Here is a 21,704-nt window from a genome sequence, read left to right as displayed (position 1 = left end):
GACTGATCCAGGCCCTCGTCGAGTCCTGCCTGCGCGGCGGGACCGGTGCCCGGCTCGTCGTGCCCGACGCTCTGGACGCGTTCACCTTCCTGTTCTCCGAGTCGGCGGGCCGTGCGGTCGTCGCCGTACCGCGAAGCGAGGAAGTCCGCTTCACCGACATGTGCACCGTCCGGGGCCTGCCGGCCACCCGCATCGGTGTCGTCGACGGCGAAGAGATCGACATCCAGGGCGAGTTCAGCATCCCGCTGAGCGAACTGCGCACCGCCCACGAAGGCACCATCCCGGGGCTGCTGCCCTGACGAGATGGTGGTGGCCGTGGACTCGCCGTATCAGCCTCTTCTTCAGGGAATCAGCACTCTTCGTCCCACCACCCGGTAGCCGTCCCGGGCGATCCGTCGTACGACGTCGACCAGCAGTGCGCGCTCGACCTCCTTGATGCGTTCGTGCAGCGTGGTCTCGTCGTCCTCGTCGCGTACCTGCACCACGCCCTGCGCGATGATCGGCCCGGTGTCCACGCCGTCGTCGACGAGGTGCACCGTGCAGCCGGTCACCCGGACGCCGTAGGCGAGGGCGTCGCGTACGCCGTGGGCGCCGGGGAAGCTGGGCAGCAGGGCGGGGTGCGTGTTGAGGACGCGGCCGCCGAACCGGGCGAGGAACGCCTTGCCGACGATCTTCATGAAGCCGGCCGAGACCACCAGGTCCGGCCGGTGCGCCGCGGTCGCCTCGGCGAGGGCCTCGTCCCACTCCTCGCGGGTGGTGTGGTCCTTCACCCGGCACACGAAGGTCGGCAGGCCGGCGCGCTGGGCACGTTCCAACCCGGTGATGCCCGGCCGGTCGGCGCCGACCGCGACGATCTCCGCCCCGAATCCTGCGGGATCGGCGGCGATCGCGTCGAGGAGCGCCTGGAGGTTCGTGCCGGAGCCCGAGACCAGGACGACGAGACGGAGGTTCGGTGCTCGTCGCTCGATCATGTCCGCCGCGTCCCTCACGTTCGTCATGTGGGGCATGTCCGTCCTGTTCGTCGGGTGCGTCATGACAGGGCGTCCACCAGTGCGTCGCCCCGCAGGGTGCGCAGTATCCGGACCTCCCGGCCGCGCCGCTCGCGGGAGAGGAGACCCGCCTGTTCCAGCTGCCGGCAGTGGTACGTCACCGTGCCGGCGGTGCAGTGCAGCAGGTCGGCCAGCTTTCCCATGGTGACGGGCTGGTTGCCCGTCCGGAGGATGTCGGCCCGGAGATCGCCGAGCATCATGGCGAGCGCATCGGCGGCCGTCTCCGCCCGTGCGGCCTCGCCCTGCAGGAGCGGGGCGAGGCCGGCGATGGGATAGCCGAGGTACATGTGGCCGTGGTGGTCGACGTGGTAGGCGCAGGCGCGGGTGCCGGAGACCAGCGGCATGAGCGTCAATTTGCGTACCGTGACGCCCTTTTCGATCGGTGCGTGGTCGGGCAGCTGAATGTTTCCGTCGACGAAGGCGATGCGCGGACTGAGATTCGCGAGGAACGCGCTCATCGTGCCGGTGACCGAGGCCACGCCCGCGCGCTCGATTTCCCGTTCCAATAAGGGCTTTCCCTGCTGCCATACCGGCGCCACCGCGTCCCATACCTTTCGCGCCAACCCGGCGTACGCATTCAGGAAGTCCGCGGGATTGTCCGTGGCCTTTCGCCAGGCCGGCGGCACTTCTCCGCCGAATGTGCGTTCCAGGTCGGTGAGGAAGGCATCCGGCGACATCTCGGCAATGCGCCGGACCTCGTCGCGCATACTGCTTTCCTTGAGTTCGCCCCGCATCAGGAGTGACTCGGGAATGCGCAGGGAGCCGCCCGCGGTGATCGGGCCCATCACATCCGCCAGATACTCCGGGCAGGCCTTCCGCAGCAGCCTGCGCCGGCTCACCGGCACGCCCTGCGCGACACCGAGGACATCGGCCAGCAACGAGATGACCGACACTCCCGGAAGAAACGCTATGGATACGGGAATGTCGACGTTTGTGCCCAGATGAAGTCCGACCACTTCGGTCACTTCTTTTCCCCCGTTCAGAAGAACCACTGGTGAACCACGTTCACGCCTGTACGCCGGGGTTGGTCGTCCCCGGCGTACAGCAATGCTTCAGCCCTCGTCACGGCACCCCGTCGGCGGTTGCGGCACCGGAACTGGCCTGAAAAAGATCGCGTATGGAATTACCTCTCCGCGGTGCAGCACGGTGAGTCGGCGCGGATCAGGCCGAGAGTATGTGCCTCTGCTCCCCCGCAGCAGGATTGGCCCTCGCCGCACTCAGCGTGAAGAGTGGAATGTCGGCTCGGGCCGGCCGCGTGATGTCCACTTCATTTGATGTGGTGACATCAAACGAAGTGTCACCAAACCTTTGAATGACCCCCACTTGGAGCATAGTTCACGCCACGCGCCCCCGGCAACCGGCCAAAGGTAAACTACGGTCGAGTAGTTGAAGCGGATATCTTTCTCATGCTGCACTACAGCGGCACTACAGCGGATTGCCGGGACGGAATCCGCATGGCCCGGGAAGTCAAACGGAATCCTTCAATCCCGGTACCGGTCAGCGCCTCACACCCCCATTTTTCCGGCCACCGGCCGCCGTTCGTCGCCCCACGGAGAGCCGATCGTCGCCCGAATCCATTTCTGAGGACTCCCGGAAGAGGTATCTGGTTGCGCCGAGAAATGGCCATTTTCCGCAGCGCATCGGAACGCCACTCGCACCCCACCGCCATCTCATGCACCGAGATCACGTATCCCACGTATTGACTGGCTCGGCCGACCACGTGAGAGTGCGACAGGTGCAGAGTGAAACCACTTCGGACCAGGCCACCGCAGCGCCCGCGGAGAGCAAGGAGAGCCTGCGGCGGGTCGCCGTGGCCTCGTTCATCGGGACGGCCATCGAGTTCTACGACTTCTACATCTACGGGACGGCCGCCGCGCTCGTCCTCAACGAGGCGTTCTTCCCGACCCTCGACCCGGTGAACGCCACCCTCGCGTCCTTCTCCACCTATGCGGTGGCGTTCGCCGCCCGGCCCCTCGGGTCGGTGATATTCGGCCACTTCGGTGACCGGGTGGGCCGCAAGTCCGTACTGGTCGCCTCGCTGCTGCTGATGGGGCTGTCCACCGCGTTCGTCGGACTGCTGCCGGGCTACGGCACCTGGGGCATCTGGGCCCCGCTGCTGCTGATCGCCCTCCGCTTCCTGCAGGGCATCGGGCTGGGCGGTGAGTGGGGCGGCGCCGCGCTGCTGGCCGTCGAGCACGCCCCGCGCGGACGCCGCGGCCTGTACGCCGCCTTCCCCCAACTCGGGCCCCCGGTCGGCTTCTTCGCGGCGACCGGGGTCTTCTGGCTGCTGTCGTCGGAGCTCGACGACGCGGCGTTCCGCTCGTGGGGCTGGCGGGTGCCGTTCCTGCTGTCCTTCCTCCTGGTCGGCGTCGGGCTGTTCGTCCGGCTGAAGATCAGTGAGACCCCGGTGTTCGCCCGGGTGCGGGACGCCCAGGAGGCCGGCAAGGTCCCCGCGGCCGACGTACTGCGCCGTCATCCGCGCGAACTGCTGCTGGGCGCGGGCGGCATGATCATCGCGTACGGCCTCTTCTACACCGCCACCACCTACTGCCTCTCCTACGCCACCGGCACCCTGGGCATCTCCCGCAACACCATGCTGGGGCTCTCCCTCGTCGCCTGCCTGTTCCTCGCCGCCGGCACCTGGCTCGCCGCCACCCGCTCGGACGGGGCAGGCCGCCGCAAGCTGGTCCTGCTCGGCAGCGGGTGCGCCGTCGTCTGGGGCCTGGTGCTCTTCCCGCTGCTGGACACCCGGCAGCCGGTGCTGGTCGCGCTCGGCATCGGCGGGGCGCTGTTCTGCATGGGCGTGATCTACGGCCCGATGGGCGCGTTCCTGCCGGAGCTGTTCGGCACGACGGTGCGCTACTCGGGCGCCTCGCTCGCGTACAACCTCGGCGGTGTGCTGGGCGGCGCGGTGGCCCCGCTGGTCGCCACCCGGCTCCAGTCCTCGTTCGGTTCCGCCTCGGTGGGCTGGTACGTCAGCGCCATGGCGGTGGTCTCGCTGGCGTGCGTGCTGGCGCTGCCGGAGACCCGGGAGCGCGACCTGGGCTGAGCGGCGCGGCGGAGAACCGGCCGCCGCCGGGCGAACAACTACCGGCGGCGGCCCAGGAATTGACGGTCCACGTCGTTCACGACTGGAGCCACCAGCGCTCGTTCTCCGCCGACAGCGCCTTCCACAGCAGGTTGAGCGGATGGCCGGGCGGGTACGAGGCCCGCTCCCCGCGCCGGGTGAAGACGCCGACCAGGACCTCGGTCCGCGGGCCCACGTCCCCGACGATCTCCAGGGTGCGCAGGCCCCCGGCCTCCGGGAGCCGGCCGTCCGCGGCGGCCTCGCCGATGCCCCGGGTGACCAGCATCGCGCCGCTCACCAGGCCCGAGCGCAGCAGTTCGAAGCCGTAGTGGGCGGCCTCTATCTCGGCCGCTATGGAGAGCTTCTGGCGGTAGTCGGTGCCGTACCAGGCGGTCAGGAAGCGGCCGATGAGTCCGCGCGCGGAGATCACCAGGGGCAGCCGGTCCAGCTCGTGGGCGGGGAGGGAGGGGCCGGGGAGTCGGTCCGGCGGCAGGTTGGTCAGCAGGGAGAGGCCGCTGCGCCGCCACTCCATGACCTCGTAGGGGGCCAGCAGTTCCGTTTCTTCGCCCTCGGTGACCACCACGCTGCCGCAGACCAGGTCGAGTTCGGTGCTGCGCAGCTTGGTGAAGAGGTCGCCGGTGCGGACGTGCGTGACCTTGAGGTCGACGTTCTCGCGCTCGTAGTCCTCGCTGACCCGCTCCACGGCGTCGAGCAGGAAGCCGAGGGTGTAGCGGGTGGTGCCGACCGACAGGGTCCGGCCGAGCCGGCGCCGGGCGTCGTGCACGCCCTCGGCCCACTCCCCCAGCGTGCGGCGGGCCAGACCCACCAGTGCCTCGCCGGTCGCGGTGAACAGGGCGTCCCGGCCGCGCCCCTGTTTGCGCACCAGCTCCTCGCCGCACAGCGCGGCGAAGGTGCGGTTCAGGGTGTCCAACTGCTTCTGCACGCTGGACTGTTCGCGGCCCAGCCGGCGGGCGGCGCCCAGTGCGGTGCCCGCCTCGTGGACGACGATCAGCGTGCGCAGCTGGTCCATGGTGGTGTCAAGCAGCTCCGTCGGGTACTGCTGCGGTCCGGACAAGGCCATGCGCCCCTACTCGTACTCGCTTCCCGTCCCGGGATTTCAGGACTGTGCAGCATAGCCGGGCGCTCAATCACCGCCGGTGCAGGGGTGGTTACGCACGAAGGCCCCGGGCGCGCCGCCGAGCGGGCTCCGGGGCCTTCGTGGTTCTGCCGTCCGCTCCTACCGGTGGGTGGGGAACTCCACGACCTGCTGGTAGGTCGGGCGGTTCTGCCAGCTGATGGTGTCGTGGGTCAGCCCGCCGACCGCGCGGTGGACGATCGCGTCCGCGCACCACTGGTCGCCGGCCTTGCAGCTGGCGTCGCCCGGGTAGACCTGCTCGGCCGTTTTGGCGGTGGCCTGCCGGAGGGTCGTCAGCAGGGTGTCGCGGCAGGCGGACAGGTCACCGCCGCCGCAGTACCGCTGGGCGAGCGGGCCCTTGACCGTCTCGCCCAGTACGGAGCGCAGGTCCTTGTCCGCGTACGACCACCAGCCGTACTGGAACGCGGAGCCGGCGTGCGCCCCGGTGGGGCCGTGGCCGGCCGACGGTGACTCGTCGATGCCGAGGTCGGAGGTGAGGGCGCCGTACAGGTCGTCGCCGAGTCCGGGCTTGAAGACGCCCTCGATCATCAGCGGCCACCAGGCGTCCATCAGGCGGACCGCGTCGGGGTGGGTGTAGGTGTGCGAGCCGGGGCTGGTCTCCCGGCGCTGGGTGCCGTCCTTGCGCCAGGCCGACAGCTGCTGGACGGCGGTCTTCAGTGCGGGGTCGGTGACCGGCTTGCTGTTCAGCACCCGCAGGAGTTCGGGCAGCACGTCCTCACCGCGCAGGTCGGTGACGGCGGCCTCGGACATGGCGCGGGTGAGGGAGGCCCGGGTGACCCCGCCCTCCTGGGTCAGCGCGCGCACCCGGTCGTCCAGCAGGTTGCCGCGGTGCACCGAGCCGTTGCCGAAGCCGGCCGAGTCGTAGTCCTTGGCCTGCTTGTTGTTCCAGGAGATGTAGTAGTCCTGGTCGACGGACTGCGGATGCTGTGCGGGCGGGGTGTAGTCGCTGGTGTTGGTGGCGGGGTCGTAGCCGCGCCACTCGTAGGCGTCGTCCGCCCTGACCGGCAGGGACGGGTCGACGTCGGGGTCGCGGACGGGGTTGAGGCCGCTGTTGTAGAAGGCGATGTCGCGGGAGTCGGCGTAGAACCAGTTGAAGGCGTAGCCGATGTGCGCCGCGGCCTGCTGGAAGGACGCCGCGTCGTGCACGGCCGAGGGGTCGTTGAGCATCTGGAAGCCGATGATCGAGTCGGCCTCGTGGCGGTAGGTCGAGCGCTGCGCGGTGTAGGCGACGGGCTTGCCGCCGATGGTGGCGCGGTGGGTGACCGTGCCGTACTTCGTCCGGAAGACCTGCATCCGGTACGAGCCGGCCGCGGTCGGGTCGGCGACGGTGGGCTTCCAGGAGTTGGTGCGCTCCAGCTTCTCCATGGGGACGCACGCGCCGCGGTAGCGGTAGGAGGTGGAGTCCTTGGTGGCCGGCGAGCCGTCCTGGTTGCACAGGTCGACGGCGTAGGTGTCGGTGATGTCCTGCCCGGCGGAGGTGGCGCTCCAGGCGTAGTCCTGGCCGCGGCCGAGCTGGATGTACATCCCGACGCCGGCGAAGGAGGCGCCGCGGGCGCTGATGCCGGGGCCCTGGATCTCCTGGAGCATCAGCAGCTGCGGCGCGAAGTACCCGGTCTGCGGGCCGAAGACGGCGACGGGGTGGCCGCTGGCGGTGTGCTTGCCCGAGACCAGCAGGGCGTTGGACATGCCGCGGTGCTGGGTGGGGTTGAAGCTGCCCTTGGGGAGAACCCCGTCCTTGAAGAGGCCCTCCAGCTTCCGGTACTTCTTCGGTGCCTTGACCGGGTCCTGGGGCGCGGTCCCGCCCTTGGCGGTCGCGGCGCCGGTCCGGTCGAAGACCAGGGGCTCGGGGGTGACCGAGCCGCGGTCGGGCAGTGCCGTGCCCTTGGCCTTGGCCGGTTTGACGGCGTAGGGGAAGCTCTGGCCGTCGTGCAGGGTCTTGGCGGCCTCGGGGTCGTTGCGCTCCCGGAAGGACTCCCAGACCTCGGTGCCCTTCTGGACGCCGTACTTCTGCTGGGCGGCGAGCAGGGACAGGGCGTTGGTGACCTCGCCGCCCCCGCCGTTGCCGAAGAGGCCGCCGACGACGGAGGCCAGGGCTATCAGGTCGGTGAGCTTGAAGGGCTGGATCTCCCCGGCGTTGGTGATCGCGTCGATGTGGCCGGTGAGGACGTATTCGCCGGGGAAGTAGCGGCCGTTCTTGGACTGTTCGCGGTAGGCGTTGATGCCGTCGACGTACGCCTGGGCGTCCGCCATGGCCTGCTTGCCGCGCTCCCCGTTGTGGTCCCTGATGTAGTCGACCTGCTCCTGGAGGTCCTGCTCGGTGTACGGCGCCTGCGGCCAGAACTCCTGCTCCAGGCCCTGGTTGGCGGGCGCGCCCCCGGCGAAGGAGGTCAGCTCGCCGCGGCCGATGTGGCGGAAGAGGTCCATCAGCCAGAGCCGGTCCTGGCCCGCCGCGTAACCGGCGCCGAACTCGGTGCCGTAGCGGGTGGTGCCCTTGATGTGCGGCACACCGGTCTTCTTGTCGCGGGTGATGGTCACGTCGTCGCGGGGCGTGGTGACCTTGCCGACCTGGTCCGCGGGGACGCCGAAGGACGCGTCGTTGAAGAAGTTCGTCAGGGTGTCGTCGGTGAGCGACTGGTAGCCGCCGGCCAGGGCGGCGTACGGGCCGAGCTGGTCGGTGGAGTGCTCGGGGTGGGTGCCGAACAGCTTGTTGCCGAGGATCTCCACCAGGGTGGCGTTGCCGGTGGCGCCGGGCGGCAGGATGTCGGCGCACTGGCCCTGGCAGTAGTCGTGGGTCTCGTCGGCCGTGGTGGCGGTCGCGGTGGGGGGTGGCGCCATGAGCGTGGCACCCAAGGCGCACAGGGCTGCCACCGCGGCAGTCCTGAGCCGTCCGGTACGTCGTCGCATTCCTGCTCCTCGATGGGGGTCTCCCCCTGCTCCTCGCGGGCGCGGGGGAGAGAGGGTGGGCGGGACGTTACCGGCGGTTATCCCCGGCCGGAAGATGAACAACCGTCATCTTTTCTTCTTCCCCACAGACACCGGCCGTTGACTGTCCGACACGTCGGAACATCGCTCGCGAAACCGCAAAAAAATTCGAGGGATCCGGGTGGTGATCGGCTACGTCCCATCCCCGTCCAGTCGGGTCCTCCCCCCGGAGGTGGGATGAAATGGCCGGTTTCAGAGCCCTCGCAGAACAGGTCCGCAATCCACGACTCGTCGCGGCTCAGCGCCGCACCGCCCTGCGCAAGTGCCTTGAGCGGTTCGCCCCTTACGGGCACCGTGCCACCTGGCACCATCTGTGCACCCGGGCCGGTATCGCCACCCAGGACCGCGATCCGGACCCGGAGCGGCTGGTCGCCGCGCTCACCGAGCTGGAGGAGGCCCGTAGCCTCTGGCTCGCGTACGAGGAGGAGTTCGCCGCCCGGCGCCGCAAGGAGAAGCACGACGGCATCCGGCAGGTCGGCGCCCTCGACGACTGGCACCGCCGCACCTGGGGCGGTTGTGACATCGTGCCGTGCGAATCACCGCACCGGCATCCGGCGGCCCGGCTCGCGGTGGTGCTGCACCGCATGATCACGGCCATGGAGGCCGGCCGGCCGCGCCATGACTGCCCCGTCTGCGGCTCCACCCGCTTCGCCTGGCTCCCGGAGACCGCGGACGCCCCGGCGCCCGGCCCGGCCTGCCGCCGGTGCGGGGTGCTGGCCCCGGTGTCCGTACTGGCCCCCGAAACGCTGCGGGCCGCCCACCGGGCGCACCACATGGGGGTGTTCGCGGCGGCCTGAGCCGGCGTCGTTCACGGCCCGGACCGTGGCCGGGGCCCGTGGCCTGAGCCCGTGGCCGGATCCCGTTGTCCGGCCCGGCGTCGGACTGCGTTGCCGGCCCCGTTGTCGGACCCCGGTGTCATCCTGGGAGACATGTTGCAGGTATGTCTCAACGGGCCCCGGACCGCGGCCGATTCCGGGGCGGTGCCGATGTCGCCGGCCGCGCTGGCGGAGGCGGCGCGGCGGGCGGTGGCGGCCGGCGCCGAGGATGTCCATGTCCACCCCAAGACCCCGTGCGGCAGGGATTCGCTCTCGCCGAGCGTGGTGGGCCCGGCCCTGGAGGCCATCAAGGCGGTGGTGGACGTCCCGGTGGGCGTGACGACCGGCGCCTGGGCCGAGCCGGACCAGCCCGACCCGTCCGACGGGCCCGGGAGGTCCCCCGACCGCCGTGTGGAGCGGGTCCGGTCGTGGACGGTGCTGCCCGATCACGCCTCGGTGAACTGGCACGAGGAGGGCGCCGAGGCGCTGGCCGGCGCCCTGCTGGAGCGCGGCATAGGCGTCGAGGCCGGCCTCTGGTCGGGCACACCGGGCCCGGGGCGGTTCCTCCGCTCGCCGCTCGCGCCCCGGGTCCTGCGGGTGCTGGCCGAAATCACCGACACCGACGCCGGGTCGGCACCGGCCACCGCCCGCGCGCTGCTCACCGAGGTGGCCGGCGGAGCGCACGGCCGTCCGGTGCTGCTGCACGGCTGGGACGGCGGTGCCTGGCCGGTGCTGCGGCTCGCCGTCGAGCTGGGTCTGGACACGCGGATCGGCATCGAGGACACCCTGCTGCTGCCGGACGGCCGCCCGGCCGCCGACAACGCCCAACTGATCGCCGCCGCGCTGGCTCCGGGGGGCTGAGGGAGCTCCTCAGGGGCCGGTGCCGCGCGCGCCGTGGCGCCGGCTCAGCACCGCTGGTCGTCGCGCGCGCACCCCTGCTCGCCGCCCGTGCCGCGCCGTGCGCCCTCCGCGGGTGTCCGGCCGGCGTCCTCGCGCGGCCGGTCCCCGTCCGCTCGGTGCCGGTCGTCCTCCGGGTCCCTGGTGGTGCGGTCGACCCGCAACCGCCGTGCGCCCGGCCCCTGTTCGCCCAGGTTGTCGTAAGGGTTGGACAGCGCGCAGCGCTCCAGCGACAGACAGCCGCAGCCGATGCAGTCGGTCAACCGGTCCCGGAGCTCGACGAGTTGGCTGATCCGTTCGTCCAGTTCGGTGCGCCAGACCTGGGAGAGCCTGGCCCAGTCGTCGCGGTTGGGGGTGCGCTCGTCCGGCAGCTCCGCCAGCGCGTCCCGGATCACCGCGAGCGGGATCCCGACCCGCTGGGCCGCCCGGACGAAGGCGACCCGGCGCAGCGCGTCACGGGTGTAGCGCCGCTGGTTGCCGGCCGTGCGGGTGCTGCTGATCAGTCCCTTGGACTCGTAGAAGTGCAGCGCGGAGACCGCGGCGCCGCTGCGCGCGGAGAGCTGGCCGACGGTGAGCTCGTGAACCTTGTACGGAAGCTGGGGCACCTTTCCACCCTACGGGGTGCCTCCCGACGGCTTTTCGATGATCGCCGCCCGGGCGTTGACAGCCGGCGGCCGCACTCCGCATCCTGAGCAAGCGCTTAGTAAGCGCCGGCCGGTGAGGACGGCGAACGGATCCCGAGGAGGCAGACGGAGATGGCAGAGCCCCGAGTGTTTGGATCGCTCGACGAACTGCGGGCCGCGGTCGGCGAGGAGCTCGGCCCCAGTGACTGGCTGGAGATCGACCAGAAGCGGATCGATCTGTTCGCGGACGCCACCGGCGACCACCAGTGGATCCATGTGGACCAGGAGAAGGCCGCGGCCGGCCCGTTCGGCACCACCATCGCGCACGGCTATCTGACGCTGTCGCTGCTGCCCGCCCTCGTCCCGCAGCTGATGCGGGTGGACAACGTGAAGATGGGGATCAACTACGGCACCAACAAGGTCCGCTTCCCCGCCACCGTCCCGGTCGGCTCCCGGCTCCGCGCCACCGCGAAGCTCGCGGAGGTGACCGAGGTGACCGGCGGCGTCCAGCTCACCACGCTCGTGACGATCGAGCGCGAGGGCGGCGACAAGCCGGTGTGCGTCGCGGAGTCGGTGAGCCGGTTCTACCTCTAGGACCTGTCCGACGGGTCAGGGTCGGAAAAGGCCCTGGGGGCGCCTCCCCTCAGGCGCCGGGCTCCGGGAGGCCGTGCACGACCCGTGCGATCAGGTCGTGGATCAGGAGCTCGCCGGGCGAGCGGTTCTCGGTGAGGCGGTGCAGGTCGGCGGGGCCGAACCAGTCGTAGGCGGAGTGCTTGGACCACTCCAGGGCCGGCCGGTCCAGGTCCCCGTCGACCTCGACGAGGTAATCGGCCTCGTGCCGGAGCCCGCCGCCGTCGTCGCCGATCCAGGCGGTGACGCCGAGCAGGGTGCGCACCCGGCACAGGCGCCAGCCGGTCTCCTCCGTCACCTCGCGCGCCAGCGCCTCCAGGAGGGTTTCGCCGGGCTCGACATGGCCGCCCACGATGTCCCAGGCACCGGGGAAGAGGCGGCGGTCGGCGCTGCGCCTCTGCGCGAAGGCCTCGCCGCGCTGATTGAGGATGACCGCGCCGACCGCCCAGACCTCGCCCCGGGCGGGCACCGGCACGTCGACGCCCGGGTCCACGATGACGGATGACATGGGCACCAGCGTACGGGCGGGAACCCCGCGCCGGCGCCCCGTTCTCGCGTTCCTCCCGGCCCTCCCGGACCTGCCGGTCAGCCCTTCTCGACGGGGCGGTACGTGGCCACGTGGACGCCCGTGCCGGTGGTGACCGTCGAGACCAGTTCGAGGGGGCGCCGCCCGCCGTCCGCGGGGAAGATCGTCTTTCCGCCGCCGAGCAGCACCGGCATGATCATGAGCCGGAGCTCGTCGACCAGGCCCTCGGTCAGCAGGGTGCGGACGAGCGTGGGGCTGCCCATGACGTGGAGGTCGCCGCCGTCGGTGCCGCGCAGTTCGCGGACGCGGGCCACGGCCTCGTCACCCGGGATCCGGGTGGTGTTGTTCCACGTCAGGTCGGCGTCGCCGAGGGTGCCGGTCACCACGTACTTGCGGACGGCGTTCATGTGGTCCGCGAACGGGTCGCCGGCCCGCTCGGGCCAGGCCGCGGCCATGGTCTGCCAGGTGCGGCGGCCGAACAGCAGCGCCTCCGTCGTGGCCACCGCGTCGTTGATGGCGCCGCCCATGACCTCGGGGTCGAAGTACGGATGCGACCAGCCGCCGTGGGCGAAGCCGCCGTCGGTGTCCTCGTCGGGGCCGCCCGGCGCCTGCACGACGCCGTCCAGGCTCATGAACTCGCTGACCACGATGCGCATGGGGTGCTCTCCTCTTCCGCGCTGCTCGCGCTGCTGGGGGTACAGGGGTCTTACTGGGCGCCCACCATGCGCAGCACGAGATCCGCGTAGAGGGCGCCGACCTCGTCGGGGGTGCGGGGGCCGTCCGCGGAGAACCAGCGGGCGACGTCGACGCAGAGGGACAGCACCGCGAGGGTCGTGCCCGGCACGTCGTCGGCGCGGAACTCCCCGCTGTCCGCACCGTCCTGGATGATCTGCCGGAGCAGCCGGTCGGTGCTGCGGCGCAGCCCGGCGATCTCGGTGTAGTGCTCGGGGCTGAGCGCCTGCAGCTCGTACTGGATGACCCGGGCGGTGGTGTGGTGCTCGGCGTGCCAGCGGGCGAAGGTGCGCACCGCGTCGCGGAGCCGATCGGTGGCGCTGCCCTCGGCCTCGGCGGCGGCGCCCATGATGCGCAGCGCCTTCTCGTGGCCGATGCCGCTGATGCGGTAGAGCAGCTCTTCCTTGGTCTTGTAGTGGATGTAGAGGGCGGCCGGGCTCATGCCGGCCCGGCCGGCGATGTCGCGGGTGGTGGTGGCGTGGTAGCCGCGCTCGGCGAACGCCTCGACGGCGGCGCTGACCAGCCGTCGCGCGGCGTCCGGGGTCACCCCGGCCCACTCCTCGCTCTCCTCAGCAGCCCGCTGTGCCGCCGCACCCATCGCGCACCCCGCTCCTCGATCCGCCAGGGACCTTCCTCTGACGGATCGAACACCATACCTGGCTGGTGAGCAAGCGCTTAGGGGCGACCGGGGGCTCCGCCCGGGGTGCGGCGGCGTACGGATCGGGCGTTCAGAAGGCCGAGACGCCGGTCAGCGCGCGGCCGATGACCAGCTTCTGTATCTGGCTGGTTCCTTCGTAGAGGGTCATCACCCGGGCGTCCCGGAGCAGTTTCCCGACCGGGTACTCGTCGATGTAGCCGTAGCCGCCGAAGACCTGGAGGGCGTTGTTGGCGGCGCGCACGGCGGCCTCGGAGGCGAACAGCTTGGCCTGGGAGGCGGCGGTGGTGAACGGCTCGCCGCGGTCGATCAGATCGGCGACCCGCCAGGTCAGCAGGCGGGCGGCCTCGACGTCCACCGCGATGTCGCTGATCAGCTCCTGGACCAGCTGGTGCCCGGCGATCGGCTTGCCGAACTGCGCGCGCTGGCCCGCGTAGCCGAGTGCGGCGTCCAGGGCGGCCTGGGCGATGCCGACGCAGCCCGCGGCGACCGACATCCGGCCCTTGGCCAGCGCGGACATCGCGACCGAGAAGCCCTTGCCCTCGGGGCCGAGCATCGCGCCGGCCGGCACCCGGACGCCGTCCAGGACCAGTTCGGCGGTGGCCTGGCCGCGCAGTCCGAGCTTGCCGTGGATCTCGCGCCGTTCGAGACCGGGGGTGTCGGCGGGGACCAGGAAGGCGCTGATGCCCCGGTGGCCGGGGGCGTCGCCGGTGCGGGCGAAGAGCAGCACCACGTCGGCCCAGGTGCCGTTGGTGATGAACGTCTTGGCGCCGTTGATGACGTAGGTGTCGCCCTCGCGGACCGCCCGGGTGGCGAGGTGGGCGGCGTCGGAGCCGGTGCCGGGTTCGGTGAGGCCGAAGCAGCCCACCGCCTCGCCCGAGGTGAGCCGGGGCAGCCACTGCCGCTTCTGGTGTTCGTCGCCCCAGGCGGCGATCGTCTTGGCCACCAGACCGAGGGAGACCGAGACGATGCCGCGCACGGAGGAGTCGCCGCGGCCCAGTTCCTCGGTGACCAGGACGTAGGAGAGGTGGTCACCGCCGGAGCCGCCGTACTCCTCGGGGACGGTGAGGCCGAGGAAGCCGAGGTCGCCGAGGGTCTTCACGATGCCGCGGTCGACCTGCTCGGCGCGGTCCCAGGCGGCGGCGTGCGGTGCGACCTCGCGGACGACGAAGTCCCTGGCGAGCTGCCGGACCGCGGTCTGCTCCGCGCTGAGCTCCAGATTCATCTCGGACCCCTTGTGGACGAGGAGGAGGGCATTAAATTAGCACTGCTAGTTTTTGACGAACAGCCTCTACTATGTGGCCCATGGCCCGACCCCGCAAGCCCCTGCTGAGCCGGGAGCGCATCGTCTCCACGGCGCTCGCGCTGATCGACTCCGAGGGGCTCTTGGCGCTGTCCACCCGGCGCCTCGCCGCCGAGCTGGGGGTCAGCGGCCCGTCCCTCTACAACCACTTCACGACCAAGGACGAGATCCTCGACGCGGTGGCCGACACGGTCATCGCCCAGGTCGACGTCTCGGCGTTCGCGGAGGCGGGCGGTGACTGGCGCACCGGGCTGCTCGGCTGGGCCCGTTCCTACCGCGCCGCGCTCGCCGCGCATCCGCACATCGTGCCGTTCCTCGCCCAGGGCCCCGGCCGCCGCCCGGCCGGGCTGAAGATGGCCGACGCGGCGTTCGGCGGCATGGTCGAGGCGGGCTGGCCGCCCGCGCAGGCCACCCGGATCTGCGCGATGGTCCGCTACTTCGTCGCGGGCTCGGCGCTGGGCTCGTTCGCCCGCGGCTTCGTCGACGACCCGGGCGCCTACGACCCGGCCGACTATCCGCACCTGGGCCAGGCGCACCTCCTGGTGGAGCATCAGCGCCAGGTCGACGAGGGCGCCTTCGAGACCGGGCTGCGGGCGCTGGTGGACGGGCTGGCCCTGCAGCACCCCGAACGCGTACCGCCGGGTGGCGGACAACAGCTGTAAAGTGCGCACGCCTTCGAAGGCTTCAACGCCTGCCTGGTGGCGGTCGCCTGCGCGGTCTTCCTCGGCCCGGGCCACCTCTCCACCGCGCTGCTCGCGCTGGCCGGCAGCGCGCTGGTCACCGTCCTCACCGGCGCCGCCGGGCGGATCCTGGCGGTCTGGGAACTGCCGGCGTTCACCCTGCCGTTCTGTCTGACGGCCAGTGCGCTGACGCTGGCCGCGCCCGGTTTCCGGCGGGTGTGGCACCAGGACGCGGGCCCGGCGGCGCTGCCCAGCGCGGCATCCGGCCCGGTCTCGCTCACCCTCACCGACCTCTGGCACGCCTTCTTCGCCAACATCGGGCAGATCTTCTTCATGCCGCAGTGGTACGTCGGCCTGATCTTCCTCGCCGGCATCTTCGCCGCGTCCCGCCGGGCCGGGGCGCTGGCCTGCGTCGGCAGCGTGGTCGGGACCGGCACCGCGTGGGCCCTCGGCGCCCCGGCCGAGCAGGTCGCCGAGGGCACCATGGGCTACAACGCGGTGCTGGTCGCGATGGCGCTGTGCGGGGTGTTCCTGGCCGCGGACGGCTGGAGCGTGGTGTACGCGGTGGCCGGTGCGGCCACCGGCACCGCCGTCACCCCGGCACTGGCCGCCCTCCTCGCCCCGTCCGGCGGCCACACCTTCACCTGGCCGTTCGTGCTGGTCTCGCTGGTCTTCCTGGCGGCGGCACCGGCCTTCTCCCGGCTGCGCCGGATCCCGGCCTGAACCGGACGGCCGCGGGGTTTCAGAAGACCACCAGGGACCGGCCGCCCTTCCCCGCGAGCATCGCGTCGAAGGCGGCCGGGATGCCGTCGAGGCCGATGCGGTCGGTGACCAGCTGCGACAGGTCGAGCGCGCCGGAGCGGACGTGCCCGGCGATGACCGGCAGATCGCGGGCCGGGTCGCTGTTGCCGTAGACGCAGCCGGACAGCGTCCGCCCGAAGTAGAAGAGCTCCAGGGCCGAGAAGGTCACCTGCTGCTCCTGGCCGCCGATGCCGACCACCGTGGTGCGGCCGCCGCGCCGGGTGGCCGACCAGGCCGTACGGATGGTGTCGGCGCGGCCCACGCACTCCACCGCGGCGTCGGTGCCCACCCCGCCGGTGAGCTTGCGGATCTGCCGGGCGGTGTCCTCGCCGGCGGTCACGAAGTCGGTGGCGCCCGCGGCCCGGGCCAGTTCCTCCTTCGCCGGGGAGACGTCGACCGCGACGATCGCCGCGGCACCCGCGATCCGGGCCGCCTGGATCGTGGCCAGCCCCACCCCGCCCACGCCGAAGACCGCCACCGACTCCCCCGCCCGCACCCGGGCGCTGTGGTGGACGGCGCCCCAGCCGGTCAGCACCGCGCAGCCGAGCAGTGCGGCGTCGGCGAGCGGTACCCCGTCCGGCAGTGGCAGCGCGGCCCGCGCGGGCACCACGGTCTCCTCGGCGAAGGCGGCGGTGCCCAGGCCCGGGTAGAGCTCGGTGCCGTCGGCGGTGGTGGCGTACGGGGCGTTCGCGGCGAGGCCGGAGTTCACGCACAGCCAGGGCTCGGCGAGCCCGCAGAAGTGGCAGTCACCGCAGGAGGGCGCCCAGTTGAGGACGACCCGGTCGCCCGGGGCCACCGAGGTGACGTCGGGGCCCACCGCGGTGACCGTGCCCGCGCCCTCGTGCCCGAGGACGGCCGGCGCGGGCTGGCGCAGGGTGCCGTTGGACAGCGAGAGGTCGGAGTGGCAGACCCCGGCCGCGGCGAGCCGGATGCGGACCTGGCCGGGTCCGGGCTCGGGCAGGTCGATCTCGGTGATCGTGAGCGGGGCGTTGACGGCGGGAAGGACGGCGGCGCGGACCACGGGATCTCCTCGGGGCCAGGACGGGGCGGGGCGGGGGCAGGGGCGGGACAGCCGGATCGGAGCTGCCGGAACGGAACTGCCGGAACGGTGCGGACGCTCAGAACTGCAGGGACTTGGTCTGGAGGTATTCGGCGAGGCCGTGCCGGCCCAGCTCCCGGCCGACGCCGGACTGCTTGTACCCGCCGAACGGGGCGAGCGGGTTGAAGCGGCCGCCGTTGATGTCGACCTGACCGGTCTCCAGCCGGCGCGCGAAGGCGACCGCCTCGGCCTCGTCGCCGGCCCAGACCGCACCGGCCAGCCCGTAGACGGTGCCGTTGGCGATCCGGGCGGCGTCGTCCTCGTCCTCGTAGCACAGGACGGACAGCACCGGGCCGAAGATCTCCTCCTGGGCGATGGTCATCTCCGGTGTGACATCCGCGAAGACCGTCGGGCGGACGTAGCAGCCCGCCTCCAGGGGCGCCTCGGGGCCGCCGGCGACGAGTCGTGCGCCCTCGGCGACGCCCCGCTCGATGTAGCCGCGCACCCGGGCCTGCTGGCCGGCGTTGACCAGCGGGCCGATCTTCTCGCCGGGGACGTACTTGGCGGCCGCGGCGGCCGCCAGCTCGACCGCCTCGTCGTACCGGTCCCGGTGCACCAGCATCCGGGTCCAGGCGCTGCACGTCTGGCCCGAGTTGGCCATGACGTTGGCGACGCCGACGCCGACCGCCTTGGCGAGGTCGGCGCTGGGGAGGATGACGTTGGCGGACTTGCCGCCGAGCTCCAGCGCCACCCGCTTGACCGCGGCACCGGCCAGCGCGCCGATCTTCCGGCCGACGGCCGTGGAGCCGGTGAAGGAGACCAGGTCGATCCCGTCGTGCTCGGCGAGCGCCTGGCCGGCGACCGGGCCGAGGCCGGTGACGAGGTTGAACACCCCGGCGGGTATTCCGGCCGCGTCGACGCACTCGGCGAACAGCTGGGCCACCAGCGGGGTGTCCTCGGCCGGCTTCAGCACGATCGTGCAGCCCGCCGCGAGCGCCGGCGCGACCTTGGCGACGACCTGGTGCAGCGGATAGTTCCAGGGCGTGATCGCCCCGACCACGCCGACCGGTTCGTGCAGCACCGTGGAGTTGCCGATCTTCTCCTCGAAGGCGTACGTACCGGCGAGTTCGGCGTACGAGCCGCAGACCGCGATCGGCGCCCCGGCGTGCACCGCCTTGCTGAAGGCGAGCGGGGCGCCGAGCTCGGCGGTGACGGTGGCGGCGATCTCGTCGGCGCGCGCCACCAGTTGGTCGCGCAGCGCGGCCAGCCGGGCAGCACGCTCCTGCGGCGGGGTGGCGGCCCAGCCGGGGAGCGCGGCGCGGGCGGCGCGCACCGCGGCGTCCACGTCCGCGGCGGACCCGGCCGGGACGGTCGCGATGACCTGCCCGTCGGCCGGGTTGACGACCTCGATCGTTCCGCCGCCCTCGGCGGGCCGCCAGCTTCCGTCGATGTACATCGCGTCGTGCTGCTTCACGTCGTGGTCCTCCCGCGCCGGCCGGTGGTCGTCGCCCCCAAACTAGCGCCGGTAGTTTTCCGCCGCCAGGGAGCCCCGCCACCTCCCCCGGTGACGGTCACCACGAGCCTAGGAGCACCGACGGGTGTCACGCGCTTGTCGAGGACCTCCGCATTTCCTCGATGACGCTGATGAATCCGGCATTGCCGTGGCCGGCCGCGATGGTGCGGTCCGCGAGCGCCTTGACCGCGTCGAGCACCTCGGTGTTGAGCCCGCGGTGCCGGGCCGCCTCCAGGACGTGCGCGATGCCCGTCGCCTCCATGACGATGTTGTCCTGGTCGCCGGAGTAGGCACCGCGCTCCAGGTCCTCGGCCATCCCCGCGGCGATGGGCGGCAGGATGCCGGCGATCGTCCCGGTGAACGGTGCGAAGTCCTTCGCCGCCACGCCCTCCGCCTCCGCCAGCGCGAAGCCGTGCACCAGCCCGGCCATCGCCGAGAAGAAGAAGCCGAGCAGCGAGAGGTCGTAGACCGCCGCCGTGCCGTGGTCCTCGCCGAGGAACGGCGCCCGGCCGCCCAGCGCCTTCAGCGTCGTCTCGTACGTCTCGAACGCCTCGCGGGCACCGCTGTAGAGGACCATGGCCTCGGGCTTCCCGATGACCGGGGTCGGCACCATGATCGAGCCGTCGAGGTAGTCGATGCCGTGCCCGGCGGCCCAGGTGGCGGCGGCCCGGGCCCGCTCGGGGGTGTCGGAGGTGAGGTTGACCAGCACCCGGCCGGACAGCCGGGCACCGATCGGCTCCAGGATGGCGTGGGCCGCGTCGTAGTCGAGCACGCAGACGATCACCAGTGGGGCGGCGGCCACCGCCTCGGCCGCGGTGCCCGCCGCCGTCGCGCCCTGGGCGACGAGTTCACCGGCCCGGCCCGGGGTGCGGTTCCAGACGGTCGTGGGGTGCCCGGCCCGCAGGAAGGCGGCGGCCAGCGCCCGGCCCATGGCGCCGAGGCCGAGGACGGTAACGGGGGTGCGGGCGTCGTTCCGGGTGTCGTTCGGGGTGTTCACAGCTGCTCCTCGTCTGCCGCTGCGGGTCCGGCCCGGTGCCGGTCCCGCGCTGCACACCACCCTGCCGACCTGCGCTTATGGTTCCCTTCGGGTCTGCTGACGGTCCCTTGGGGCAGCCTTGCGCCCGCCGCCCGCCCGCCGCGCCCCTGCCCGTACGCGGCGACCGCCCCGGAAACCAGCAGCCGGCGCACCGACCGTGGTCGGTGCGCCGGGCCGAGCGCCACCGCGACCAGCAGCGGTGCGTGGACGCCGCTGATCACGCCGATGGCGCGTGCTTCCCTAGAGGATGCCGAAGAGCAGACCGGCCCCCAGGACGACCAGGGACGTCAGGGCCGCCCACTTGACGGTGAACCTGGTGTGGTCGCCGAACTCGACCTTCGCCATGCCGACGAGGACGTAGACGGCGGGGACCAGCGGGCTGGACATGTGCAGCGCCTGCCCGACGAGGGAGGCCCGGGCGATCTCCACCGGCGCGACACCGTGCGCGGCACCGGCCTCGGCGAGGATCGGCACGATGCCGAAGTAGAAGCCGTCGTTGGACATGAAGTACGTCAGCGGGATGCTGAGGACGCCGGTGACCAGGCCCATGTGCGGGCCGAGCGCGTCCGGGATCCCGGACACCAGCCAGCGGGCCATGTGCTCGACCATGCCGGTGCCGGTGAGCACACCGGTGAAGACGGCGGCGGCGAAGACCATGCCGGAGACGTTGAGCACGTTCTCGGCGTGCGCCGCGACCCGGGCCTTCTGGTCCTTCATGTGCGGGAAGTTGACGGTCAGCGCGAGCGCGGCACCGAGCAGGAACAGCACCGGGATCGGCAGCGTCTGCAGGATGAGCAGGGTGAGCAGCGCGACGGTGAGCGCGGCGTTGAACCAGTAGAGCTTGGGCCGCAGGGTCGCCCGGTGCGGGTCCAGTCCCTGGAGGCCCTCGCCACCACCGTCGCCGGCGTCCGCTCCGGTGTCCGTTCCCGTGCCCCCGGTACCGCCGGTGCCACGCGAGACGCCCGCCCTCGCACCCGTCCCGCCGGCGCCCGCGCCGACCAGGACCTGCTCGGTCTCCTTCTCCTCGACGGTCTCCTCGACCACCCGGGTCTCCCCGAGCGTCAGCACACCGAGCCGCTTGCGCTCGCGCCGGCCGAGGACGTACGCGAGCGCGAAGACCGCGACCAGCCCGACGGCCAGGGCCGGGATCATCGGCACGAAGATGTCACCGGCGTCCAGCTTGAGCGCGGTGGCGGCACGGGCGGTCGGCCCGCCCCACGGGAGGGTGTTCATCACGCCGTTGGCGGTGGCCGCGACGCCGGTCATGACGACCAGGCTCATCTTCAGCCGCTTGTAGAGCGGGTAGAGCGCCGAAACGGTGATCATGAAGGTGGTGGAGCCGTCACCGTCGAGCGAGACGATCGCGGCGAGCAGCGCGGTACCGACCACGACCCGGACCGGGTCCGCCTTGCAGAACCGGAGGATGCCGCGGACGACCGGGTCGAAGAGCCCGACGTCGATCATCACTCCGAAGTAGATGATCGCGAACATCAGCATCGCGGCCGTGGGGGCCAGGTCTCCGATGCCCTTGAGGACGTAGTCGCCCAGGTGCGCGCCCTGTCCGACCAGGACGCAGAACAGCGCGGGAATCAGCACCAGCGCTGCCATCGGTGACATCTTCTTCATCATGATCAGCACCAGGAATGCACCGATCATGACGAATCCGAGGATCGTCAACATTTGAGGTACCTCACGTTCGCCCTTGAACATCTGCCGGGGGTGGCGGTCCAGGCACGTTAGGACCCGCAAACTTTTGTTAACAAGGCCTTGACACGCGAGCAATACGCGCAAAACTGCAGGTCATCCCACGTACTTGGCTGTCCCGCCGCGGTTGTTGCTCGCCGTTACGCGCTTTGCGGCGCCCCGCACGTACCCGTCTCTCCCGCCGCGGGGCGTCTCGCCGTTGCGCGCTTTGCGGCGCCCCGCACGTACCCGTCTCTCCCGCCGCGGGTGTTGTTCGCCGTTGCGCCTGGCGGCGGGCGTTTGTGTGTCGGGTGCGGTGCCGGCCCTCCAGACTCCGTCCTCCGGTCCACCCCCTCCCGTGAGTGGGAGGTAAGAGCTGGTTGGGGGCGAGCCTGATCCGTTGCCTGCGCGCACGTGGACGTCACGTGCACCCCCACCGGCCTTAACTTTCCCCCCAACGGGAGGGGACGGGCCGGAGGGGCCGGTTGTGTGGACGTAAAGCGTCAGCAGTCCACAC

19 protein-coding genes and 1 pseudogene are annotated in these 21,704 nt (G+C 71.7%); 7 read left to right on the top strand and 13 right to left on the bottom strand.

Translation table 11 applies throughout. The features are described from left to right. A partial coding sequence (locus tag V2J85_RS39665; protein ID WP_330824296.1) for an AIR synthase-related protein occupies positions 1–299 on the top strand: 299 nt, incomplete at its 5' end. A 42-nt stretch (positions 300–341) separates the two neighbouring features. On the opposite strand, the gene purN is transcribed toward V2J85_RS39665, so the two are convergent. Then, on the bottom strand, positions 342–998 hold the full coding sequence (gene purN, locus V2J85_RS39660) for a phosphoribosylglycinamide formyltransferase (RefSeq protein WP_261952363.1): 657 nt from the start codon (positions 996–998) through the stop codon (positions 342–344). A 32-nt stretch (positions 999–1,030) separates the two neighbouring features. Continuing rightward, complete coding sequence (locus V2J85_RS39655; protein ID WP_261952362.1) at positions 1,031–2,014, bottom strand: ArsR/SmtB family transcription factor; 984 nt, start codon at positions 2,012–2,014, stop codon at positions 1,031–1,033. Positions 2,015–2,784: 770 nt separating this feature from the next. Between V2J85_RS39655 and V2J85_RS39650 the strand changes: the two genes are divergently transcribed. Next, positions 2,785–4,098, top strand: coding sequence for an MFS transporter (locus tag V2J85_RS39650; protein WP_330824295.1), 1,314 nt, complete (start codon positions 2,785–2,787; stop codon positions 4,096–4,098). A 76-nt stretch (positions 4,099–4,174) separates the two neighbouring features. On the opposite strand, the gene V2J85_RS39645 is transcribed toward V2J85_RS39650, so the two are convergent. Together V2J85_RS39645 and V2J85_RS39640 are read right to left on the bottom strand one after the other, a co-directional pair. Then, complete coding sequence (locus V2J85_RS39645; protein ID WP_330824294.1) at positions 4,175–5,197, bottom strand: LysR family transcriptional regulator; 1,023 nt, start codon at positions 5,195–5,197, stop codon at positions 4,175–4,177. 156 nt (positions 5,198–5,353) lie between these two features. After that, positions 5,354–8,176: a penicillin acylase family protein gene (locus tag V2J85_RS39640; protein ID WP_261952359.1), complete on the bottom strand. Its 2,823-nt coding sequence runs from the start codon at positions 8,174–8,176 to the stop codon at positions 5,354–5,356. 260 nt (positions 8,177–8,436) lie between these two features. Between V2J85_RS39640 and V2J85_RS39635 the strand changes: the two genes are divergently transcribed. Together V2J85_RS39635 and V2J85_RS39630 are read left to right on the top strand one after the other, a co-directional pair. Continuing rightward, the gene (locus V2J85_RS39635) at positions 8,437–9,051 is read left to right on the top strand and encodes a hypothetical protein (RefSeq protein ID WP_261952358.1); all 615 of its coding nucleotides are present in this window, start codon (positions 8,437–8,439) and stop codon (positions 9,049–9,051) included. Positions 9,052–9,183: 132 nt separating this feature from the next. Beyond that, positions 9,184–9,930: a 3-keto-5-aminohexanoate cleavage protein gene (locus V2J85_RS39630; RefSeq protein ID WP_330824293.1), complete on the top strand. Its 747-nt coding sequence runs from the start codon at positions 9,184–9,186 to the stop codon at positions 9,928–9,930. A 44-nt stretch (positions 9,931–9,974) separates the two neighbouring features. On the opposite strand, the gene soxR is transcribed toward V2J85_RS39630, so the two are convergent. Next, positions 9,975–10,571 carry a redox-sensitive transcriptional activator SoxR gene (gene soxR / locus V2J85_RS39625; protein WP_261952356.1) on the bottom strand — a complete coding sequence of 199 codons (597 nt, stop codon included), beginning with the start codon at positions 10,569–10,571 and terminating at the stop codon, positions 9,975–9,977. A 150-nt stretch (positions 10,572–10,721) separates the two neighbouring features. Between soxR and V2J85_RS39620 the strand changes: the two genes are divergently transcribed. Then, positions 10,722–11,183 carry a MaoC family dehydratase gene (locus V2J85_RS39620; RefSeq protein ID WP_261952355.1) on the top strand — a complete coding sequence of 154 codons (462 nt, stop codon included), beginning with the start codon at positions 10,722–10,724 and terminating at the stop codon, positions 11,181–11,183. A gap of 49 nt (positions 11,184–11,232) precedes the next feature. Here V2J85_RS39620 and V2J85_RS39615 read toward each other — a convergent pair whose 3' ends face one another. The 4 genes from V2J85_RS39615 to V2J85_RS39600 form a co-directional block, all read right to left on the bottom strand. Further along, positions 11,233–11,727, bottom strand: coding sequence for an NUDIX hydrolase (locus V2J85_RS39615; protein ID WP_330824292.1), 495 nt, complete (start codon positions 11,725–11,727; stop codon positions 11,233–11,235). Between the two features lie 77 nt (positions 11,728–11,804). After that, positions 11,805–12,401: a dihydrofolate reductase family protein gene (locus V2J85_RS39610; protein WP_261952353.1), complete on the bottom strand. Its 597-nt coding sequence runs from the start codon at positions 12,399–12,401 to the stop codon at positions 11,805–11,807. 50 nt (positions 12,402–12,451) lie between these two features. Then, a complete protein-coding gene (locus V2J85_RS39605; RefSeq protein WP_261952352.1) occupies positions 12,452–13,075 on the bottom strand; it encodes a TetR/AcrR family transcriptional regulator in 624 nt (207 codons plus the stop codon). A gap of 130 nt (positions 13,076–13,205) precedes the next feature. Then, the gene (locus tag V2J85_RS39600; RefSeq protein WP_330824291.1) at positions 13,206–14,357 is read right to left on the bottom strand and encodes an acyl-CoA dehydrogenase family protein; all 1,152 of its coding nucleotides are present in this window, start codon (positions 14,355–14,357) and stop codon (positions 13,206–13,208) included. An 80-nt stretch (positions 14,358–14,437) separates the two neighbouring features. On the opposite strand from V2J85_RS39600, the gene V2J85_RS39595 reads away from it, so the two are divergent. Together V2J85_RS39595 and V2J85_RS39590 are read left to right on the top strand one after the other, a co-directional pair. Beyond that, positions 14,438–15,097 carry a TetR/AcrR family transcriptional regulator gene (locus tag V2J85_RS39595; RefSeq protein WP_261952350.1) on the top strand — a complete coding sequence of 220 codons (660 nt, stop codon included), beginning with the start codon at positions 14,438–14,440 and terminating at the stop codon, positions 15,095–15,097. Positions 15,098–15,121: 24 nt separating this feature from the next. Next, positions 15,122–15,838, top strand: a pseudogene (locus tag V2J85_RS39590) (urea transporter); the annotation flags it as partial. Positions 15,839–15,857: 19 nt separating this feature from the next. Here V2J85_RS39590 and V2J85_RS39585 read toward each other — a convergent pair. The 4 genes from V2J85_RS39585 to V2J85_RS39570 all read right to left on the bottom strand — a co-directional run bounded on the left by V2J85_RS39585 (position 15,858) and on the right by V2J85_RS39570 (position 21,184). Further along, on the bottom strand, positions 15,858–16,937 hold the full coding sequence (locus V2J85_RS39585) for a zinc-binding dehydrogenase (protein WP_330824290.1): 1,080 nt from the start codon (positions 16,935–16,937) through the stop codon (positions 15,858–15,860). 97 nt (positions 16,938–17,034) lie between these two features. Beyond that, the gene (locus V2J85_RS39580; RefSeq protein WP_330824289.1) at positions 17,035–18,429 is read right to left on the bottom strand and encodes an aldehyde dehydrogenase family protein; all 1,395 of its coding nucleotides are present in this window, start codon (positions 18,427–18,429) and stop codon (positions 17,035–17,037) included. Positions 18,430–18,556: 127 nt separating this feature from the next. Next, entirely contained in the window at positions 18,557–19,465 is a 909-nt protein-coding gene (locus V2J85_RS39575; RefSeq protein ID WP_410011170.1) for an NAD(P)-dependent oxidoreductase, read from the bottom strand. Positions 19,466–19,744: 279 nt separating this feature from the next. Further along, positions 19,745–21,184 carry a CitMHS family transporter gene (locus V2J85_RS39570; RefSeq protein WP_330824288.1) on the bottom strand — a complete coding sequence of 480 codons (1,440 nt, stop codon included), beginning with the start codon at positions 21,182–21,184 and terminating at the stop codon, positions 19,745–19,747. Positions 21,185–21,704 lie beyond the last annotated feature (520 nt).

The sequence above is a fragment of the Streptomyces bugieae genome (assembly GCF_036352915.1).
Classification (GTDB): domain Bacteria; phylum Actinomycetota; class Actinomycetes; order Streptomycetales; family Streptomycetaceae; genus Streptomyces; species Streptomyces endophytica.
The sequence above is the reverse complement of the archived record's forward strand: the minus strand, read 5'-3'. Positions and strand labels throughout refer to the sequence as shown.